The organism is Mycetocola sp. Y719, from assembly GCF_056713205.1.
The window spans coordinates 547,153-563,133 of sequence record NZ_JBWYGY010000001.1; the positions used below are offsets into that span (position 1 = coordinate 547,153).

Below are 15,981 nucleotides of genomic sequence, written 5' to 3' on the forward strand. Positions count from 1 at the left end.
CAGGCGTTCAGGCCGCGAAGTACTCCGGGAACTCGGACCGGAGCCACGGTTCCTGTTCGAGAACGTGTCCGGCGTGGCGGGTGACGAGTGCCACGCCGGGGCCGACCGACCCGACCTCGAGGTGGTCGGCGATCGCCTTGTGTTCCTCGATCAGGTCCCGGCGCTGAATCGCGAGCGGGAGCACCAGGCGGCGAATGCGGTCGATCTGGACCTTCGAACTCCTGACAACGTTCCACGCGTCCGGGAAGCCGGACAGTCGGAAGAGCTCCTGATGGAATGCCTCGTCCGCGACGAAGAACGCCTCCGCGTCGCGTGCCGAAACCGCGTCCTCCTGCTGCATCAGGATGCGGCGGAGCGCAGAGACGTCGCGATTGGTCCCGCATGCCCGGCTGAATGCCGCGCCCTCGAGCGCACTTCGGATGAACGCGGCTTCTGCGACGTCGTGCGGCTCGATCAGGCAGACCCGGGTGCCGACCTGCGGGACCACCCGGACAAGGCGCTGTTCGACCAGTCGCGCGATCGCGTCGCGCACCGGCGTCCGGCTGACACCCAGTTGGGCGGCCAGTTCGGTCTCGGACAGCGGGGCGCCCGGCGGCAGCCGCAGGTCGCGAATCGCTGTGAACAACTCGTCGTGGACGCGGTCCGACATCCGTTCGCGCCCGGGCCGCACAGCGGCCGCTTCCGCCGGGCTCGAGGAAGCACCGTCAGCGCTGCCGTGGGCGATGGGTGACATTCGGGCCATGGGGCCATCGTGCCAGTCGCGGCACTTGCATACAAGTGTGGCAGGACCTAAGGTCGAGACGCCGATCGATCGAAGGAGATTGCATGACGGTGACGGTCTACCCAGAACCCGACCTGGTCGTACGCGCTCGCGCCCTGGTTGGCGAGGGCCCGGTCTGGGACCAACGCAGCGGCCGCCTGTGCTGGGTCGATCTGGTCGCCGGGATGCTCTTCGAGGAAGATCTCGCTGCGGCACGGCACCGGCGCTGGACACTGGACACCCTCCTCGGGGCAGCGGTCCCCCGTCGATCGCAGCCCGGTTTCGCGGTCGCAATCGCCGAAGGATTCGGGTTCGTCGTCGACGGGGAGCTGTCGGTGGCCGACGCTGCTTTGCCCGAGCCGTACAGGCGGATGAACGACGCCGCGTGCGATTCGCGCGGACGGCTCTGGGCTGGGAGCACCCACCTGAACTTCACCCCGGCAGGTGGAGCGCTTCACCGCTGGGACGGAACCTCGCCGAGCACGGTCATGGCGACCGGCTTCACCCTTCCCAACGGCCTCGGCTGGTCCCCTGACGACACGACCATGTACCTGGTCGACAGCGTTCGTCACACCTTGCTCTCCGCTTCCTACTCGCCAGACGATGGGGTCGTCGGCGACTTCACCCCGCTCAGCACGATCGACGAAGGGCTCCCTGACGGCCTCACCGTCGATATCGACGGATGCATCTGGGTGGCGGTCTGGGGCGGGGCGGCTGTGCACCGCTACTCCCCCATCGGCGAGCTGATCGGCCGTGTACCTCTTCCAGTCGCGAAGCCATCGAGCTGCGCGTTCGGTCCGGACGGAACGCTCTACATCACATCGGCGTCGACGGACCTCGATGAGGCCGAACTGGCGATGCAGCCGCTCGCCGGTTCCGTCTTCGCTCTCGCGAGTGGAACCAACGGCGTCCCCGTCATGCCGTTCGCCGCGTGACCATGACCATGACCATCGAACTCGCGAGTGACGACATCCGTGTCGACATCGACGCAGGGCGGGGTGCTGACATCCTCGCTCTCGTCGATAAACGGACCGGAGTCGACGTCCTGTTCAGAACTCCGTGGCGGGATCGCGCCGACGCCATTCGAGCCGGGCAGGCACCGTCGACCACGAACCCGACCGCGGGCTGGCTCGAGGGTTACCGCGGCGGCTGGCAGACGCTGTGTCCGGTCGCGGGCGACCCCGCTATCGTCCACGGAGCACCCGTGACCTTCCATGGTGAGGCCTCCATCGTGCCGTGGACCGTGGATGCGTCCGGCGCTGACACGGTCCGCCTTCACGTCGACCTGTTCTCGGTGCCGCTCCGCATCGAACGGATCGTCGCGCTCAAGGGTCCGCGGCTCGCTGTCACAGACACGCTCATCAATCTCAGCTCGGTCGACCTCAGGATCGACTACGTCCAGCACCCCGCCTTCGGCGGACCTTTCCTGGAGGGAGAATGCGTTCTCGACACCGGGGCCAGGATGTTCGTGAACGACCCCGCCCACGACCCCCTGTTCGCCGCAGGCCAGGTGATCGCCTGGCCGATGGCGACGGCCATCGACGGCACACAGATCGACCTCAGGGAGATCCCCTCCCGTGGTGAGAGCCGCGAGCTATTCGGATGGCTCGCGGACTTCGTCGAACCGTGGGCGTCGATCACCAATCGCGACATCGGGTTGTCTGTGCGTGTCGAATGGGACGGCCAGCACCTTCCGTACGCGTGGCTCTGGCAGGAACTCGAATCGACGCCGACCTTTCCGTGGTACCGCAGGGCAAGAGCCGTCGCGATCGAACCGGCCAGTGTGCCGACCGGCGGCGTCGACCGGTCCAGTGTTGTCGTCGTCCCCGCGTCAGGCCGACGACGGATCGGCATGTCCGTCACCCTCGACCATCACCCACCAGGAGGCACCAATGCCTGAACACTCCGGCCGCGTCGCGCTCGTCACCGGCGGCTCCCGTGGCATCGGCCGCGGAGCCGCCATCTCACTGGCTTCGCATGGCGCAGCAGTTGTCGTCCACGGCCACGAACTCACCGAGGCCGAGACCACAGCCGCCGAGATCGTCGCATCCGGGGGTACGGCCATCGCCGTCGCCGGACCGATCGACGACCCCGCGACGAGCGATCGGGCGGTCGCGTCCGCGATCGACCGTTTCGGCCGGCTCGACAGCCTCGTCACATCCGCGGGGATCCAGCGGTACGGCGACGTGACGACCACGACGCTCGCCGAATGGAACGAGGTCTTCGCCGTGAACGTCACGGGGGTCTTCCTTGCGGCGAGAAGTGCGCTCCCTCACCTCAGGAGGAGCCCGGCGGGGAGCGTCGCCATCGTCGCATCCGTGCAAGGCACAGCCACCCAGAACACCGTCGCCGCGTACACGGCGAGCAAAGGCGCACTGCTCTCGCTCGCCCGCGCGATGGCCGTCGACGAGGCGGCATGGGGCGTGCGGGTCAACTCGGTCAGCCCGGGGTCTGTCGACACTCCGATGTTGAGGGCGTCGGCTCTGTCCCACAGCGACGGCAGCCCAGACGACGTCGAACGGGTCCTCGCCGAATGGGGAACGGCTCATCCGCTCGGCCGGATCGGGACGGCGTCGGAGATCGGCGAGGTGATCTCCTTCCTCTGCGGCCCCCGTGCCGCCTTCGTGACCGGTGCAGACATCCGCGTCGACGGAGGACTTCTGGCCAGGCTGGCAGCCCCCATCACCACCGGAACGGACGGGAAGACCTCATGATCCAGCTCAGCGAAATGCTCGCACCCCGACCGGAACCTCTCTGGCAACTCGTGAAGCAGTGCGGGGTGGACACTGTGGTCGCCACGCTCAACGGCGGTGAGCAGGACCAGCGGATGTTCGCCTCGGTCGGCAAGGACGGATACGTCGGACCGGCAGCGGACGAAGCACCGTGGACCGAATCCGCGATCGCACGAGATGTCGCCCTCTTCGCCGACCACGGCCTCCGGGTGATCACCATCGAGGACACGGCACCGATGGACAAGGTCAGGCTCGGTCTCCCCGGACGCGACGAACAGATCGACCAGGTCATCACCCAACTGCGTGCGATGGGCCGGTTGGGCATCGAGACGCTCTGTTACAACTGGATGGCGGTCTCGAGCTGGGGTCGGACGGCAACGGCTGAACCGGGCAGGGGCGGCGCGCTGGTGACCGGTTTCCGTGCCGCCGATGCCGATCTCCTCCCCCCTCTGGCTGCCGACGGCGAGGTGACGCACGAGCAACTGTGGGAGGGGCTCTCCTACTTCCTCGATGCCGTCGTCCCCGTAGCCGAAGAGGCGGGCGTCCGGCTCGGGATGCATCCGGACGACCCTCCGCGCGCCTGGGGCAGGAACGTTCCGCGGATCATGGGCTCCTCCGACGCGTATCGCCGCCTCATGGCCCTGCGCCCGTCATCGTCGAACGCGATCACGTTCTGCCAGGGCAACTTCGCACTGATGGGCGAAGACCTCCCCACGCTGATCCGCGAGTTCGGAGGGGCGGGGCAGATCGCCTTTGTTCACTTCAGGGATGTCGTGGGAACCCCGGACGATTTCCGCGAGGTCTTCCACGACGAAGGTCAGACGGATCTCCCCGAATGCATGAGGGCATACGCCCAGATCGGCTTCGACGGCCCGATGCGCCCCGATCACGTGCCGACGATGGCGGGCGAACCTAACGACCGGCCCGCGTACGGCACCCTCGGGCGCCTGTTCGCGATCGGCTACATCCGCGGGCTCGAACATGCGGTCTTCGGGAAGCCGCGGGTCGATACCGCGAGATGAATTGATTGTGGGCCCTACCGGGATCGAACCGATGACATCCACGGTGTAAACGTGGCGCTCTACCAGCTGAGCTAAAGGCCCTCACTGCGTGACGCAGCGAGTTCATGTTACACAGGTTCCCGAGCGGGCCGGAAACGAGCGGTGGTCAGACGGGCTGGTGCTGCAGCCGCTCGACCGCAGCGCGGTACGCGGCGAGCGAGCGGACCTCACCCGGTGCCGTGATGAAGCTGGCCCGGATGATCCCGTCGGTGTCGATCACGAAGGTCGCCCGGTTCGAGAAGCCCTTGTCCTGAAGGAAGACGCCGTACTCCTTGCTGACCTGACCGTGCGGCCAGAAATCGGCGAGGAGGGTGAAGTCGTAGCCCTCCTCCTCGGCCCATGCACGGAGGGTGAACTTGGAGTCGACGGAGATGCCGATCAACTCGATGCCCGCGTCCTGGAAGAGGGCGAGGTTGTCGCGCAGCTCGCAGAGTTCGCTCGTGCACCTGCCGGAGAACGCGAGGGGGAAGAAGACGAGGGCGACAGCGCGTTTGCCGCGAAAACTGCCGAGCTGGACGAGCTCTCCGAACTGGTTCGGAAGCGCGAAGTCGGGGGCTCGAGTGTCATTCTCGAGGGCCATGGTGGAACATCCTTTCAGGCGGATCGCCTGGATACGGTGCGGCGGGATCTGCCGCACAATGCAGTTCCACATGCTAACCCCGCTGGCCGTGTGCTCCAAGGCGGCTGGCTGTGTCGCCCAACTCGCGCGCAAGTCGCTAGGCTGATCAGTGGTGCCCGCGCGGGTCATACCCTGACCCCCACTGACAATTTGCACCGTGAGAACCAGGCACGATCTGCCCATACAGAAAGGTCGACGGTGACTGTAAACGACCAGGACCCCTACTCGGTTGACAACTTCGACGCTGATCCCGAAGAGACCGCGGAGTGGCAGGAGTCACTCGACCAACTCGTAGCGACGCACGGTCATGGCCGCGCGCGCGAGATCATGCTGAGCCTTCTGAAACGCTCGCGTGAACTGCACCTCGGCGTGCCGATGGTGCCGACGACGGACTACATCAACACCATCGCCCCGGAGAACGAACCCGAGTTCCCCGGCAACGAAGAGATCGAACGCCGATACCGTGCGTGGATCCGCTGGAACGCCGCCGTCACTGTGCACCGCGGCCAGCGCCCCGGGATCGGTGTCGGAGGACACATCTCCACCTATGCGTCCTCAGCGGCGCTGTACGAGGTGGGCTTCAACCACTTCTTCCGCGGCCACGACCACCCGGGCGGCGGGGACCAGATCTTCATCCAGGGGCACGCCTCCCCCGGCACGTACGCGCGCGCCTTCCTCGAAGGCCGCCTCTCTACCGACCAGCTGGACGGGTTCCGCCAGGAGAAGTCGCACGCGCCGAACGGCATCTCGTCGTACCCGCACCCTCGTCTCATGCCGGATTTCTGGCAGTTCCCGACGGTGTCGATGGGACTCGGCCCGATCAACGCGATCTATCAGGCCCAGGTCAACCGCTACCTGACCAACCGTGGCATCAAGGACGCTTCAGACCAGCAGGTCTGGGCCTTCCTCGGCGACGGCGAGATGGATGAGGTCGAGAGCCGTGGCCAGCTTCAGGTCGCTGCCAACGAAGGACTCGACAACCTCAACTTCGTCATCAACTGCAACCTCCAGCGCCTCGACGGCCCTGTGCGAGGCAACGGCAAGATCATCCAGGAACTGGAGAGCTTCTTCCGCGGCGCTGGGTGGAACGTCATCAAGGTCGTCTGGGGTCGCGAATGGGATGACCTGCTCGCCCGCGACGACTCAGGCGCTCTGCTCAACCTGATGAACGCCACCCCTGACGGTGACTACCAGACCTACAAGGCCGAGAACGGCGCCTTCGTGCGCGAGCACTTCTTCGGCCGTGATGAGCGCACCCTCAAACTCGTCGAGAACTACACCGACGAGCAGATCTGGAACCTCAAACGAGGTGGCCACGACTACCGCAAGGTGTACGCAGCGTTCAAGGCGGCATCCGAGCACAAGGGACAGCCGACGGTCATCCTCGCGAAGACGGTCAAGGGCTACGGCCTCGGCCCGTCATTCGAGGGTCGCAACGCGACCCACCAGATGAAGAAGATGACTCTCGACAACCTCAAGACGTTCCGCGACGAGATGCGCATCCCGTTCACGGACGCCCAGCTCGAAGAGAACCCGTACCTGCCGCCGTACTACCACCCGGGTGACCAGGACGAGGCGATCCAGTACCTGCACGAACGCCGCAAGGCGCTCGGCGGTTATGTTCCGGAGCGTCGGTCGAAGTACACGCAGCTCAACCTCCCTGACGACTCGACCTACGCGATCGCGAAGAAGGGTTCGGGCACGCAGGAGATCGCCACCACCATGGCGTTCGTCCGGCTGCTCAAGGACCTCATCCGCGCGAAGGACTTCGGCAACCGCATCGTCCCGATCATTCCCGACGAGGCACGCACCTTCGGCATCGACGCGTTCTTCCCGACCGCGAAGATCTACAACCCGAACGGCCAGCACTACACCTCGGTCGACCGCGAGCTTCTGCTCGCCTACAAGGAGAGCCCCCAGGGGCAGATCCTCCACGTCGGCATCAACGAGGCCGGCGGAGCTGCTGCGTTCACCAACGTCGGAACGTCGTACTCGACGCAGGGCGAACCGCTCATCCCGATCTACGTCTTCTACTCGATGTTCGGGTACCAGAGGACCGGCGACGCCTTCTGGGCTGCCGGAGACCAGATGACCCGTGGATTCATCATCGGAGCGACCGCAGGACGCACCACCCTCACCGGTGAAGGCCTCCAGCACGCGGACGGCCACTCGCCCCTCCTCGCTTCGACGAACCCCGCGACGGTCACCTACGACCCGGCATACGGCTACGAGATCGGGCACATCATGCGCTCGGGGCTCGAGCGGATGTATGGCGGCGAGCACGAAGACCCCAACGTGATGTACTACGTCACCGTCTACAACGAACCGATCGTCCAGCCGGCCGAACCGGAGAACCTCGACGTCGACGGCCTGATCAAGGGCATCTACAAGCTCAAGGACTCGGAAGCATCCGGTCCGAAGGCCCAGCTGCTCGCCTCAGGCGTCGCCGTGCCGTGGGCACTCGAAGCGCAGCACCTGCTCGAGCAGGACTGGGGAGTGTCGGCAGACGTCTGGTCGGTCACCTCGTGGACGGAACTGCGCCGCGACGGCATCAAGGCTGAGGAACACAACTTCCTCAACCCGGATGCCGAGAAAAAGGTCGCGTACGTCACCTCGAAGTTGCAGGACGCCAACGGTCCGTTCATCGCCGTCTCCGACTTCATGCATGCTGTGCCGGACCAGATCCGTCAGTTCGTCCCCGGTGACTTCGCAACCCTCGGTGCAGACGACTTCGGGTTCTCAGACACCAGGGCTGCCGCGCGTCGCTACTTCAAGATCGACGGCCCGTCGATGGTCGTCCGTGCGCTCGAACTCCTCGCCGATCGCGGCGAGATCGACCGCTCGGTTCCCGCCCAGGCGATCGAGAAGTACAACCTGCACGACGTGAACTCGGGAACCACCGGCAACGCCGGTGGTGAGAGCTAGACCATCAGCTCCCCGCTCGTGCCGCGTTCGAAGAGTGAGACGCTCGCCTGGCTGCGCAGGCTGTCAGGCGAACTCGCGACAACAACACTGAAGCGACTCGAAGACACGCTGCCCTGGTATGCAGAAATGCCGCCAGGGCGGCGGTCGGCGGTCGGCCTCGTCGCCCAGGCGGGCATCACGTCGTTCATCGCATGGTTCGACGACCCCAAGTCGACGCCATGGATCGCCGCTGACGTCTTCGGCGCCGCTCCACGTGAACTGCTGCGCTCGGTGAGTCTGCAGCAGACTCTTCAGCTCATCCGCGTCACCGTGGAAGTGGTCGAGGACCGTCTGAAAGACGGCGGAGGTGAGGACCTCCGTGAGGGCATCCTGCTGTACTCGAGGGAAATCGCGTTCGCCGCTGCCGACGTCTACGCTCGCGCAGCTGAGGCCCGCGGTCTGTGGGATGCCCGACTTGAAGCCCTCGTCGTCGACTCCATCCTCTCCGGCGAGGCCGATGATGAGCTTCCGAGCCGGATCGCTGCCCTCGGCTGGCACGGCCACGGCGAGGTCGCGGTTCTCGTCGGTACGACACCGCCCCAACTCGATGTCGATCAATTGCGCCGCACAGCCAGGCACATGGCAGCCGACGTCCTCATCGGCGTCCAGGGCGGACGGCTCGTGCTCGTGATCGGTCGGGCCGAGACGTCGCACGGCGTCGACGACGAGGAGATCGGCACAGCGGCCTCGCTGAGTTTCGTTGAGATCGCCACCCAGCTCGAGCCGGGCTTCGGCTCCGGGTACCTCGTCCTCGGACATGCGGTCCCCACTCTCGTCGAGGCATCGAAGAGTGCGCGCGCAGCCCTCGCGGGATTCGCCGTCGCTCGAGCATGGCGGCACGCTCCGCGCCCGGTGCAGGCAGACGATCTGCTGCCCGAGCGCGCTCTCGCCGGTGACGCTCTCGCACGGACGACGCTGATCGAGCGGATTTACCGCCCTCTCCAGGCGCACTCCACCGAACTCGTCACCACCCTGTGGTGCTACCTCGACAACGGCCGTTCACTCGAAGCGACCGCTCGCGAATTGTTCGTTCACCCGAACACCGTCCGATACCGCCTCAAACGCGTGTCCGACGTCATCGGCTGGGATGCGACAGGCGCCAGAGAGGCGCTCATCCTCCAGGCCGCCCTGATCCTCGGCTCCATCGCCGAACCGGATGCCGTCAAACGGCGACGCTGATCGCATCCGTCGCGTGGCTATGTGTGACATGCACAAGCGATCCTGTCATTCTTGTGACATGTTCAACACACCATCCGTGACGACGATTGGCAGACTGGTACGGTGATCGTTCTCGTCTGCCCTGGGCAGGGCTCCCAGACCCCCGGCTTCCTCGCTCCATGGCTCACCGCCCCGTCGAACCATGCGCTGATGGAACAGTACTCGGAGGCTGCAGGCCTCGACCTGATCCTGCACGGCACCGAATCGGACGCAGACACCATCAGGGACACCCGCGTCGCCCAGCCGCTCATCGTCGCCGCCGGTCTGCTCACGCTGCGCGCGCTCTCCGCGAACGGGCCATTGTCCGCCGATGTCGGCATCGCCGGACACTCGGTCGGTGAGATCACCGCAGCAGTCGGTGCGGGCGTGCTCGACGAGCTTGCAGCGATGCGCTTCGTCGCCGCGCGTTCCACGGCGATGGCTGCGGCAGCGGCAACCACTCCGACCGGCATGAGCGCCGTGCTCGGTGGAGACACAGACGCGCTCCTCGCACGGCTCGATGAACTCGATCTCCAGCCGGCCAACTTCAACGGTGGCGGGCAGATCGTCGTCGCCGGGGCGCTCGACGCACTGGCCGAGTTCACTGCGGCTCCCCTGTCAGGCACCCGGGTGATCCCCCTCCAGGTCGCCGGTGCATTCCACACGCGCTACATGGAACCGGCGAGGGACGTACTCGCTTCGAACGCTCACGCCTTCCAGGCATCCGACCCCGTGCGCCCGCTGTGGACCAACGCCGACGGCAGCCTGGTCGACTCCGGCTCGCGGTTCGTCGAACTTCTCGTCGGACAGGTCGCCTCACCGGTCCGCTGGGACCTGACCATGGAATCGATGCAGGCGGCAGGCGTGACCGGGGTCGTCGAACTCGCCCCGGCCGGCGCACTCACCGGTCTCGCCAGGCGCGGCCTCAAGGGCACGCCAGCCGTCGCGATCAAAACCCCTGACGACATCCCCGCAGCCATGGAGCTGCTGGCTGTCTGACATCCCCATTTCACCCGAATCAGCACCAGACGAGAGAGACGCATGACCACACCCATTCTGCGGCAGTCCCAGGGACCGGCCTTCACCCGCATCCTCGGATTGGGAGCGGCTCGCGGGGACCTTTCCGTCCCCAATGAGGACCTGATCGGCCCCATCGACTCCTCGGATGAGTGGATCCGCCAGCGCACGGGAATCATCACCAGGACGCGCGCCAGCCAGGACGTTCTCGCTGTCGATCTGGCGACGGATGCCGCGAAGGGAGCCATCGCCGCGTCCGGCGTCGACGCGGCCCAGATCGATGCGGTCATCATCGCAACCATCAGCAACATCCAGCAGACACCGTCGATGGCCGCCGTCGTCGCGGATCGCGTCGGCTCGAACCCCGCCGCTGCATACGACCTCAACGCCGCGTGCGCCGGATACCCGTACGCCATCGCCCAGGCCGACGCACTGATCCGTTCAGGTGCGGCGAACTACGTACTCGTCATCGGCGCTGAGAAGCTCTCGGACGTCGTCGATCCTGCCGACCGTTCCATCTCCTTCCTTCTCGGTGACGGTGCAGGCGCTGCCGTCGTCGGTCCCAGCGATTTCGCGGGCATCTCGAAGACGGTGTGGGGCTCGGACGGCTCGAAGGCCGGAGCCGTCGGAATGAACGCGACGCTTCAGGAGTACCGCAGGGGCGAAGCGCCCTGGCCGACTCTGCGCCAGGAAGGCCAGACGGTGTTCCGCTGGGCCGTCTGGGACATGGCTAAAGTCGCCAAGGAAGCCCTCGACGCCGCTGGAGTGACCTCGGACCAGCTCGCCGCATTCATCCCCCACCAGGCCAACATGCGCATCGTCGACGAGTTCGCCAAGCAGCTCAAACTGCCGGAGAGCGTCGTGATCGCCAGGGACATCGAGACGACAGGCAACACCTCTGCCGCCTCCATCCCCCTTGCAGCACACCGCCTTCTCACCGAACACCCCGAGCTGAGCGGCGGCCTCGCCCTGCAGATCGGCTTCGGAGCCGGTCTCGTCTTTGCCGCGCAGGTCGTCGTCCTGCCGTAGAACCCGCAATTCCGATGCGCCGCGCCGCATCAGCACCCCCATAGACTGTTCAACGGTCAATCGATACCCAAGGAGAAAAACAATGGCACTGTCCACCGAAGAAGTCCTCGCCGGCCTGGCGGAACTCGTCAACGATGAGACGGGCATCGCAGCCGACACCGTCGAGCTCGACAAGTCCTTCACCGACGACCTGGACATCGACTCGATCTCGATGATGACCATCGTCGTCAACGCAGAAGAGAAGTTCGACGTCAAGATCCCCGACGAAGAGGTCAAGAACCTGAAGACGGTCGGCGACGCCGTCGACTTCATCGTCAAGGCCCAGGCCTAAATCCGTTCCAGCGGTGCGCGGGAGACCAGGTCGAGCCTCGCCTGACCTCGTCTCCCGCCGCCGCGGACACGCCATTCCCCCTCGTATCGCTGACCACGCACCAGGAGAGTCCCACGCATGACCAAGAAGATCGTCGTCACAGGCATCGGCGCCAGTTCGCCCCTGGGAGGCACGGCCCGCGAATCATGGCAGGCACTCCTCGCCGGTGAATCCGGCATCCGCACCCTCGAATACGACTGGGTCGCCGAGCACAACCTTCCGGTCACGTTCGCCGGTGAAGCGAAAGTTCGTCCGTCAGAGGTTCTCGAGCGCGTCGAAGTGAAGCGACTCGACCCGTCCAGCCAGTTCGCCCTGGTCTCCGCCCGTGAAGCGTGGGCAGACGCAGGATCCCCCGACGTCGACCCCCTGCGGGTCGGTGTGGACTACTCGACCGGCATCGGTGGGCTGTGGACGCTCCTCGACGCCTGGGACACCCTCAAGGAGAAGGGCCCCCGCCGGGTTCTCCCGATGACGATCCCGATGCTCATGCCCAATGCCGCTTCGGCCGCGATCAGCATGGCCATCCCTTCCCGTGCCTACTCGCGCACCGACGTCTCTGCCTGTGCGTCGAGCACCGAGGCCATCGCGAATGCCTACGAGCACCTGCAGGCCGGACTCGCAGACGTCGTCATCGCGGGAGGAACCGAATCGGTCGTCCACCCGCTGCCGATCGCCTCGTTCGCAGCCATGCAGGCTCTGTCCCGCCGCAACGACTCGCCCGAGACGGCATCCCGGCCCTACGACGTCTCCCGTGACGGATTCGTCCTCGGTGAAGGTGCCGCCTCCCTGGTCCTCGAGACCGAGGAACACGCACTCGCCCGCGGCGCCCGCATCTACGCCGAGCTTGCCGGCGGTTCGGTCACCAGCGACTCGTACCACATCACAGCTCCGGACCCGGAAGGTTCGGCCGCCGCACGCGCGATGCTCGCCGCGGTCGAGCGTTCAGGTGCCAGCATCACCGATGTGATCCACGTGAACGCTCACGCCACAAGTACGCCGGTCGGCGACATCGCCGAATACAACGCGCTTCTTCGCGTCTTCGGCGACCACCTGCCGAACATCGCGGTTTCCGCGACGAAGGCAGCCACGGGCCATCTCCTCGGTGGCACCGGAGCGCTCGAGGCGATCTTCACGATCCTCGCCCTGCACGAACGCACCGCCCCGCCGACGATCAACCTCGCCGAGCAGGACCCAGCCATCCCGCTCGACGTCGTCACGTCTCCGCGCGACCTCGGTTCAGGCGACCTGCTCGCGATCAGCAACTCGTTCGGCTTCGGCGGCCACAACGCCGTCGTCGCATTCCGCAGCGTCTAGGCCCACGCACGACAGAACCCCCGACGAGCATTTTCGTCGGGGGTTCTTCTGTAGACAGGATCACGCTGTTTCAACGACGAACCGGCCGGGAAATCACCAACCGGAGCACCTGAGGCCACTGGCGCTCATCCTGCAGCTCTGTGAATCGAGGGTCAACCGACCTTGTGGAGCCAGACGACCGAGGAGTCGTCTGAGGCGTGCCTGAACGGTTCGAGTTCATCGTCCCAGGCCTGGCCGAGAGCGACGCGAAGTTCGCGCTGCAGTTCGGCGGCGTTCGACCCGGCGACCTCCATGGCGTAGCGGACGCGATCCTCCGGGATCACGACATTGCCTGCCGTATCGGTCTGGGCGAAGAAAATGCCAAGATCTGGCGTGTGCAGCCAGCGGCCGCCGTCGGATCCAGGAGTCGGATCCTCTGTCACCTCGAAACGCAGGTGTTCCCACCCGCGCAGCGATGACGCGAGAGCGGCTCCCATCCCCTGGTGGCCCTCCCAGTAGAACTCGGTGCGCTGGGCCCCTTTGAGGACCGGCTGGTCCTCCCAGGAGAAATTCACAGCACGACCAAGAGCGCGCCCAGCTGCCCATTCGACATGCGGGCAGAGCGCGCGCGGAGAAGAGTGAACCAAAATCACTCCTCGTGCGACTGATGCCACCATGATCTCCTCCATTTCCTGTGGTACGTCTTCCCCAACGACCGTGGAAATGCTTAGAGCTGCAGCATCATATGAAATTGTCGGCACAACGCCGTTGCAGTCATTATGCCTTACGGCGCTGGCAAATCACAACGGTGTCATTCGACGCGCCGTCCGGCCCGCGCGGGCAGCAGGAGGTAGGCGCCCGCGAAGAAGCAGACAGCTCCGAGGAAGGTGCCCGAATTGACGATCGTCAGATTGAGGATCTCGTCGGTCGACGGCAACGTCACGGAAGCGATCGCCGACAACATGAAGAAGACCGACCCCACATAGTTGAGCACAGCGATCCACCAATCGGGATCGTTCCTTCGAACTTGCCAGGGGCGTCCGCGCACGATCAACCAGGCCAGGTGGCTCGCGATCAGGAATGCGACCGAACCGAAGACATCCGGAGCCCAGACCAGCCTGTTCACCTCCCCCACCGACAGGTTCGAAAGCAGAGCATCGGCGGTGCTCCTGTTGAAGAAGAGTGTCCCGGCCAGCTGAACGATCGTTGCCCACCACGCCAGTAGCTGCGGTTGCCACGCGATGAAGCGGAAACGGCGCGCGGATCCTGCAGTGTCAGAATCGTTGATCACCTGGAGGAACTGGCTGTATGCCGCCGCGGTGAAGAAGATGGAGCCGATGAAGAAGGTGAGGCCGACGAGACGGGAGTCGACCAGCTGTGCGTACGGAGGGAACGAGCCCAGGGCGAAGACCGCAGATCCGACCATGAACAGGGCGGCCACCCGCCAGTCGAGCTCGCGAGGTCGCCACGACCCGTCCCGGCGCCATCGCATCGCGGTTTCCTCCGCCCGGACGGTCAGTGGCTGAAGCCCGGCTGCGGCGCAGGGTGTCCCGGCGGGAATGCCCGGAGATGATCGACGGCATGGCGCAGCGCGTCAAGCAGACCGTCTGCGAGGTCGAGGCCCAGGCCCTCCCGCACGACGATACGGAGCACAGCCACATCCGTGGCGTTGTCGGGCATCGTGTACGCGGGAACCTGCCAGCCACCTGTGCGCAGTTGCTCCGAGACGTGGAAGACGGTGAATGGCTGCGAATCCTTCATCCTGAACGCCAGGACAGGCATCGCCGATCCGTCACTGACGACATCGAACGGCCCCATCTCCGCGATCGCGGATGAGAGGTGCAGCGCGACGTCACGCAGCGACTCCATGATCCGGGTGTAGCCATCGCGACCGAGGCGCAGGAAGTTGTAATACTGCCCGATGATCTGGTTGCCGGCCTTCGAGAAGTTGAGAGTGAACGTCGGCATGTCGCCGCCGAGGTAGTTGACGTGGAAGACCAGGTCCTCAGGCAGATCGTCCTGCGATCGCCACACCACGAAGCCGATGCCCGGGTAGGTGAGCCCGTACTTGTGTCCCGAGACGTTGATCGACTTGACCTGCGGAAGACGGAAGTCCCATTCCAGTTCCGGATGCAGGAACGGTGCGACGAACCCCCCGCTGGCGGCATCGACGTGCACCGGAACGTCGAGGCCCCTGTCGGCGTTGAAAGCAACCACACGGTCGTGGATCTCCCTGATCGGCTCGAACTCTCCGGTGAAGGTGGTGCCGAGGATCGGGATCACCCCGATCGTGTTTTCATCCACCTCCTCCATGACCTCGTCAGGGTCCACCACGAACCGGTCGTGGGTGACCGGAACGTATCGCGGCTCGACGTCCCAGTAGCGGCAGAATTTCTCCCACACCACCTGCACGTTCGAACCCATCACCATGTTGGGTCGGTCCGTCGGCAAGCCGTCGGCCTCTCGGCGCTGGCGCCACCGCCATTTCATCGCAAGTCCGGCGAGCATCACGGCCTCACTCGATCCGATGGTGGACGTGCCGATCGCGTCACCCGTGTTCGGAGCGTTGAACAGGTCGGCGACGATGTTGACGCAACGCCGTTCGATCTCGGCTGTCTGCGGATACTCATCTTTGTCGATCATGTTCTTGTCGAACGACTCGGCCATCAGTCTTTCGGCCTCCGGCTCCATCCAGGTGGTGACGAATGTCGCGAGATTCAATCGGGAACTGCCGTCGAGGAGGAGCTCGTCGTGGATGAGGCGGTAGACCGCAGCCGGTTCACTCTCGAAGTCCGGCATCCGGTGTTTTGGTACCGGCGTCTGGCTGAATCGGGTCGCATATGCGGGGGTGAGAGCCCCGATATCGGGCCTGTTTTCGTGGATCATGACAAACACCTGGGCTTTCTCGTGCGGAAACGACGCGGTTTCGTGATGTGTAC

At 65.4% G+C, this 15,981-nt stretch carries 15 protein-coding genes and 1 tRNA gene; 10 read left to right on the forward strand and 6 right to left on the reverse strand.

Annotated features, from left to right (window positions below):
• Positions 1-7: 7 nt before the first annotated feature.
• Positions 8-742, reverse strand: a complete 735-nt coding sequence (locus AC1M0F_RS02450; protein ID WP_480236614.1) for a GntR family transcriptional regulator — start codon at positions 740-742, stop codon at positions 8-10.
• An 83-nt stretch (positions 743-825) separates the two neighbouring features.
• Here AC1M0F_RS02450 and AC1M0F_RS02455 point away from each other — a divergent pair, with 83 nt between their 5' ends.
• From AC1M0F_RS02455 to AC1M0F_RS02470, 4 genes are read left to right on the forward strand one after another with little or no spacing between them, the layout of a single operon-like run.
• Positions 826-1,695 (forward strand): SMP-30/gluconolactonase/LRE family protein, encoded by an 870-nt coding sequence (locus tag AC1M0F_RS02455; protein WP_480236615.1) that lies wholly within the window; start codon positions 826-828, stop codon positions 1,693-1,695.
• Positions 1,692-2,660 carry an aldose epimerase family protein gene (locus AC1M0F_RS02460; RefSeq protein WP_480236616.1) on the forward strand — a complete coding sequence of 323 codons (969 nt, stop codon included), beginning with the start codon at positions 1,692-1,694 and terminating at the stop codon, positions 2,658-2,660. Before AC1M0F_RS02455 ends, AC1M0F_RS02460 begins: the two co-directional genes overlap by 4 nt.
• Complete coding sequence (locus tag AC1M0F_RS02465; protein ID WP_480236617.1) at positions 2,653-3,474, forward strand: SDR family NAD(P)-dependent oxidoreductase; 822 nt, start codon at positions 2,653-2,655, stop codon at positions 3,472-3,474. Before AC1M0F_RS02460 ends, AC1M0F_RS02465 begins: the two co-directional genes overlap by 8 nt.
• Positions 3,475-3,488: 14 nt before the next feature.
• Entirely contained in the window at positions 3,489-4,514 is a 1,026-nt protein-coding gene (locus AC1M0F_RS02470; protein ID WP_480237349.1) for a mannonate dehydratase, read from the forward strand.
• Positions 4,515-4,522: 8 nt separating this feature from the next.
• On the opposite strand, the gene AC1M0F_RS02475 is transcribed toward AC1M0F_RS02470, so the two are convergent.
• Positions 4,523-4,595 (reverse strand) — tRNA-Val (locus tag AC1M0F_RS02475).
• A 64-nt stretch (positions 4,596-4,659) separates the two neighbouring features.
• A complete protein-coding gene (locus tag AC1M0F_RS02480; protein ID WP_480236618.1) occupies positions 4,660-5,133 on the reverse strand; it encodes a peroxiredoxin in 474 nt (157 codons plus the stop codon).
• Between the two features lie 237 nt (positions 5,134-5,370).
• On the opposite strand from AC1M0F_RS02480, the gene aceE reads away from it, so the two are divergent.
• The 6 genes from aceE (at position 5,371) to AC1M0F_RS02510 (ending at position 13,063) form a co-directional block, all read left to right on the forward strand.
• Positions 5,371-8,097 carry a pyruvate dehydrogenase (acetyl-transferring), homodimeric type gene (gene aceE, locus AC1M0F_RS02485; RefSeq protein WP_480236619.1) on the forward strand — a complete coding sequence of 909 codons (2,727 nt, stop codon included), beginning with the start codon at positions 5,371-5,373 and terminating at the stop codon, positions 8,095-8,097.
• An 18-nt stretch (positions 8,098-8,115) separates the two neighbouring features.
• Positions 8,116-9,315: a PucR family transcriptional regulator gene (locus AC1M0F_RS02490; protein WP_480236620.1), complete on the forward strand. Its 1,200-nt coding sequence runs from the start codon at positions 8,116-8,118 to the stop codon at positions 9,313-9,315.
• Between the two features lie 102 nt (positions 9,316-9,417).
• A complete protein-coding gene (locus AC1M0F_RS02495; protein ID WP_480236621.1) occupies positions 9,418-10,332 on the forward strand; it encodes an ACP S-malonyltransferase in 915 nt (304 codons plus the stop codon).
• A 42-nt stretch (positions 10,333-10,374) separates the two neighbouring features.
• Positions 10,375-11,379 carry a beta-ketoacyl-ACP synthase III gene (locus AC1M0F_RS02500; protein WP_480236622.1) on the forward strand — a complete coding sequence of 335 codons (1,005 nt, stop codon included), beginning with the start codon at positions 10,375-10,377 and terminating at the stop codon, positions 11,377-11,379.
• Positions 11,380-11,461: 82 nt separating this feature from the next.
• On the forward strand, positions 11,462-11,710 hold the full coding sequence (locus AC1M0F_RS02505) for an acyl carrier protein (protein WP_090711896.1): 249 nt from the start codon (positions 11,462-11,464) through the stop codon (positions 11,708-11,710).
• 117 nt (positions 11,711-11,827) lie between these two features.
• Positions 11,828-13,063: a beta-ketoacyl-[acyl-carrier-protein] synthase family protein gene (locus AC1M0F_RS02510; protein ID WP_480236623.1), complete on the forward strand. Its 1,236-nt coding sequence runs from the start codon at positions 11,828-11,830 to the stop codon at positions 13,061-13,063.
• Positions 13,064-13,215: 152 nt separating this feature from the next.
• Here the strand turns inward: AC1M0F_RS02510 and AC1M0F_RS02515 are convergent, their stop codons facing one another.
• From AC1M0F_RS02515 to gad, 3 genes are all read right to left on the reverse strand, one after another.
• Entirely contained in the window at positions 13,216-13,719 is a 504-nt protein-coding gene (locus tag AC1M0F_RS02515) for a DUF3145 domain-containing protein (protein ID WP_480236624.1), read from the reverse strand.
• Between the two features lie 134 nt (positions 13,720-13,853).
• A complete protein-coding gene (locus tag AC1M0F_RS02520) occupies positions 13,854-14,534 on the reverse strand; it encodes a hypothetical protein (RefSeq protein ID WP_480236625.1) in 681 nt (226 codons plus the stop codon).
• 23 nt (positions 14,535-14,557) lie between these two features.
• Positions 14,558-15,928 (reverse strand): glutamate decarboxylase, encoded by a 1,371-nt coding sequence (gad, locus tag AC1M0F_RS02525; RefSeq protein WP_480236626.1) that lies wholly within the window; start codon positions 15,926-15,928, stop codon positions 14,558-14,560.
• Between the last annotated feature and the right edge of the window lie 53 nt (positions 15,929-15,981).

Bases quoted from the DNA above. Each gene is read 5' to 3' on its own strand.
- AC1M0F_RS02505 (WP_090711896.1), top strand. From the start codon at position 11,462: ATGGCACTGTCCACCGAAGAAGTCCTCGCCGGCCTGGCGGAACTCGTC.
- AC1M0F_RS02455 (WP_480236615.1), top strand. From the start codon at position 826: ATGACGGTGACGGTCTACCCAGAACCCGACCTGGTCGTACGCGCTCGC.
- gad (WP_480236626.1), bottom strand. From the start codon at position 15,928: ATGATCCACGAAAACAGGCCCGATATCGGGGCTCTCACCCCCGCATAT.
- AC1M0F_RS02465 (WP_480236617.1), top strand. From the start codon at position 2,653: ATGCCTGAACACTCCGGCCGCGTCGCGCTCGTCACCGGCGGCTCCCGT.
- AC1M0F_RS02520 (WP_480236625.1), bottom strand. From the start codon at position 14,534: ATGCGATGGCGCCGGGACGGGTCGTGGCGACCTCGCGAGCTCGACTGG.
- AC1M0F_RS02450 (WP_480236614.1), bottom strand. From the start codon at position 742: ATGGCCCGAATGTCACCCATCGCCCACGGCAGCGCTGACGGTGCTTCC.
- AC1M0F_RS02515 (WP_480236624.1), bottom strand. From the start codon at position 13,719: ATGGTGGCATCAGTCGCACGAGGAGTGATTTTGGTTCACTCTTCTCCG.
- AC1M0F_RS02470 (WP_480237349.1), top strand. From the start codon at position 3,489: ATGCTCGCACCCCGACCGGAACCTCTCTGGCAACTCGTGAAGCAGTGC.
- AC1M0F_RS02480 (WP_480236618.1), bottom strand. From the start codon at position 5,133: ATGGCCCTCGAGAATGACACTCGAGCCCCCGACTTCGCGCTTCCGAAC.
- AC1M0F_RS02510 (WP_480236623.1), top strand. From the start codon at position 11,828: ATGACCAAGAAGATCGTCGTCACAGGCATCGGCGCCAGTTCGCCCCTG.
- AC1M0F_RS02500 (WP_480236622.1), top strand. From the start codon at position 10,375: ATGACCACACCCATTCTGCGGCAGTCCCAGGGACCGGCCTTCACCCGC.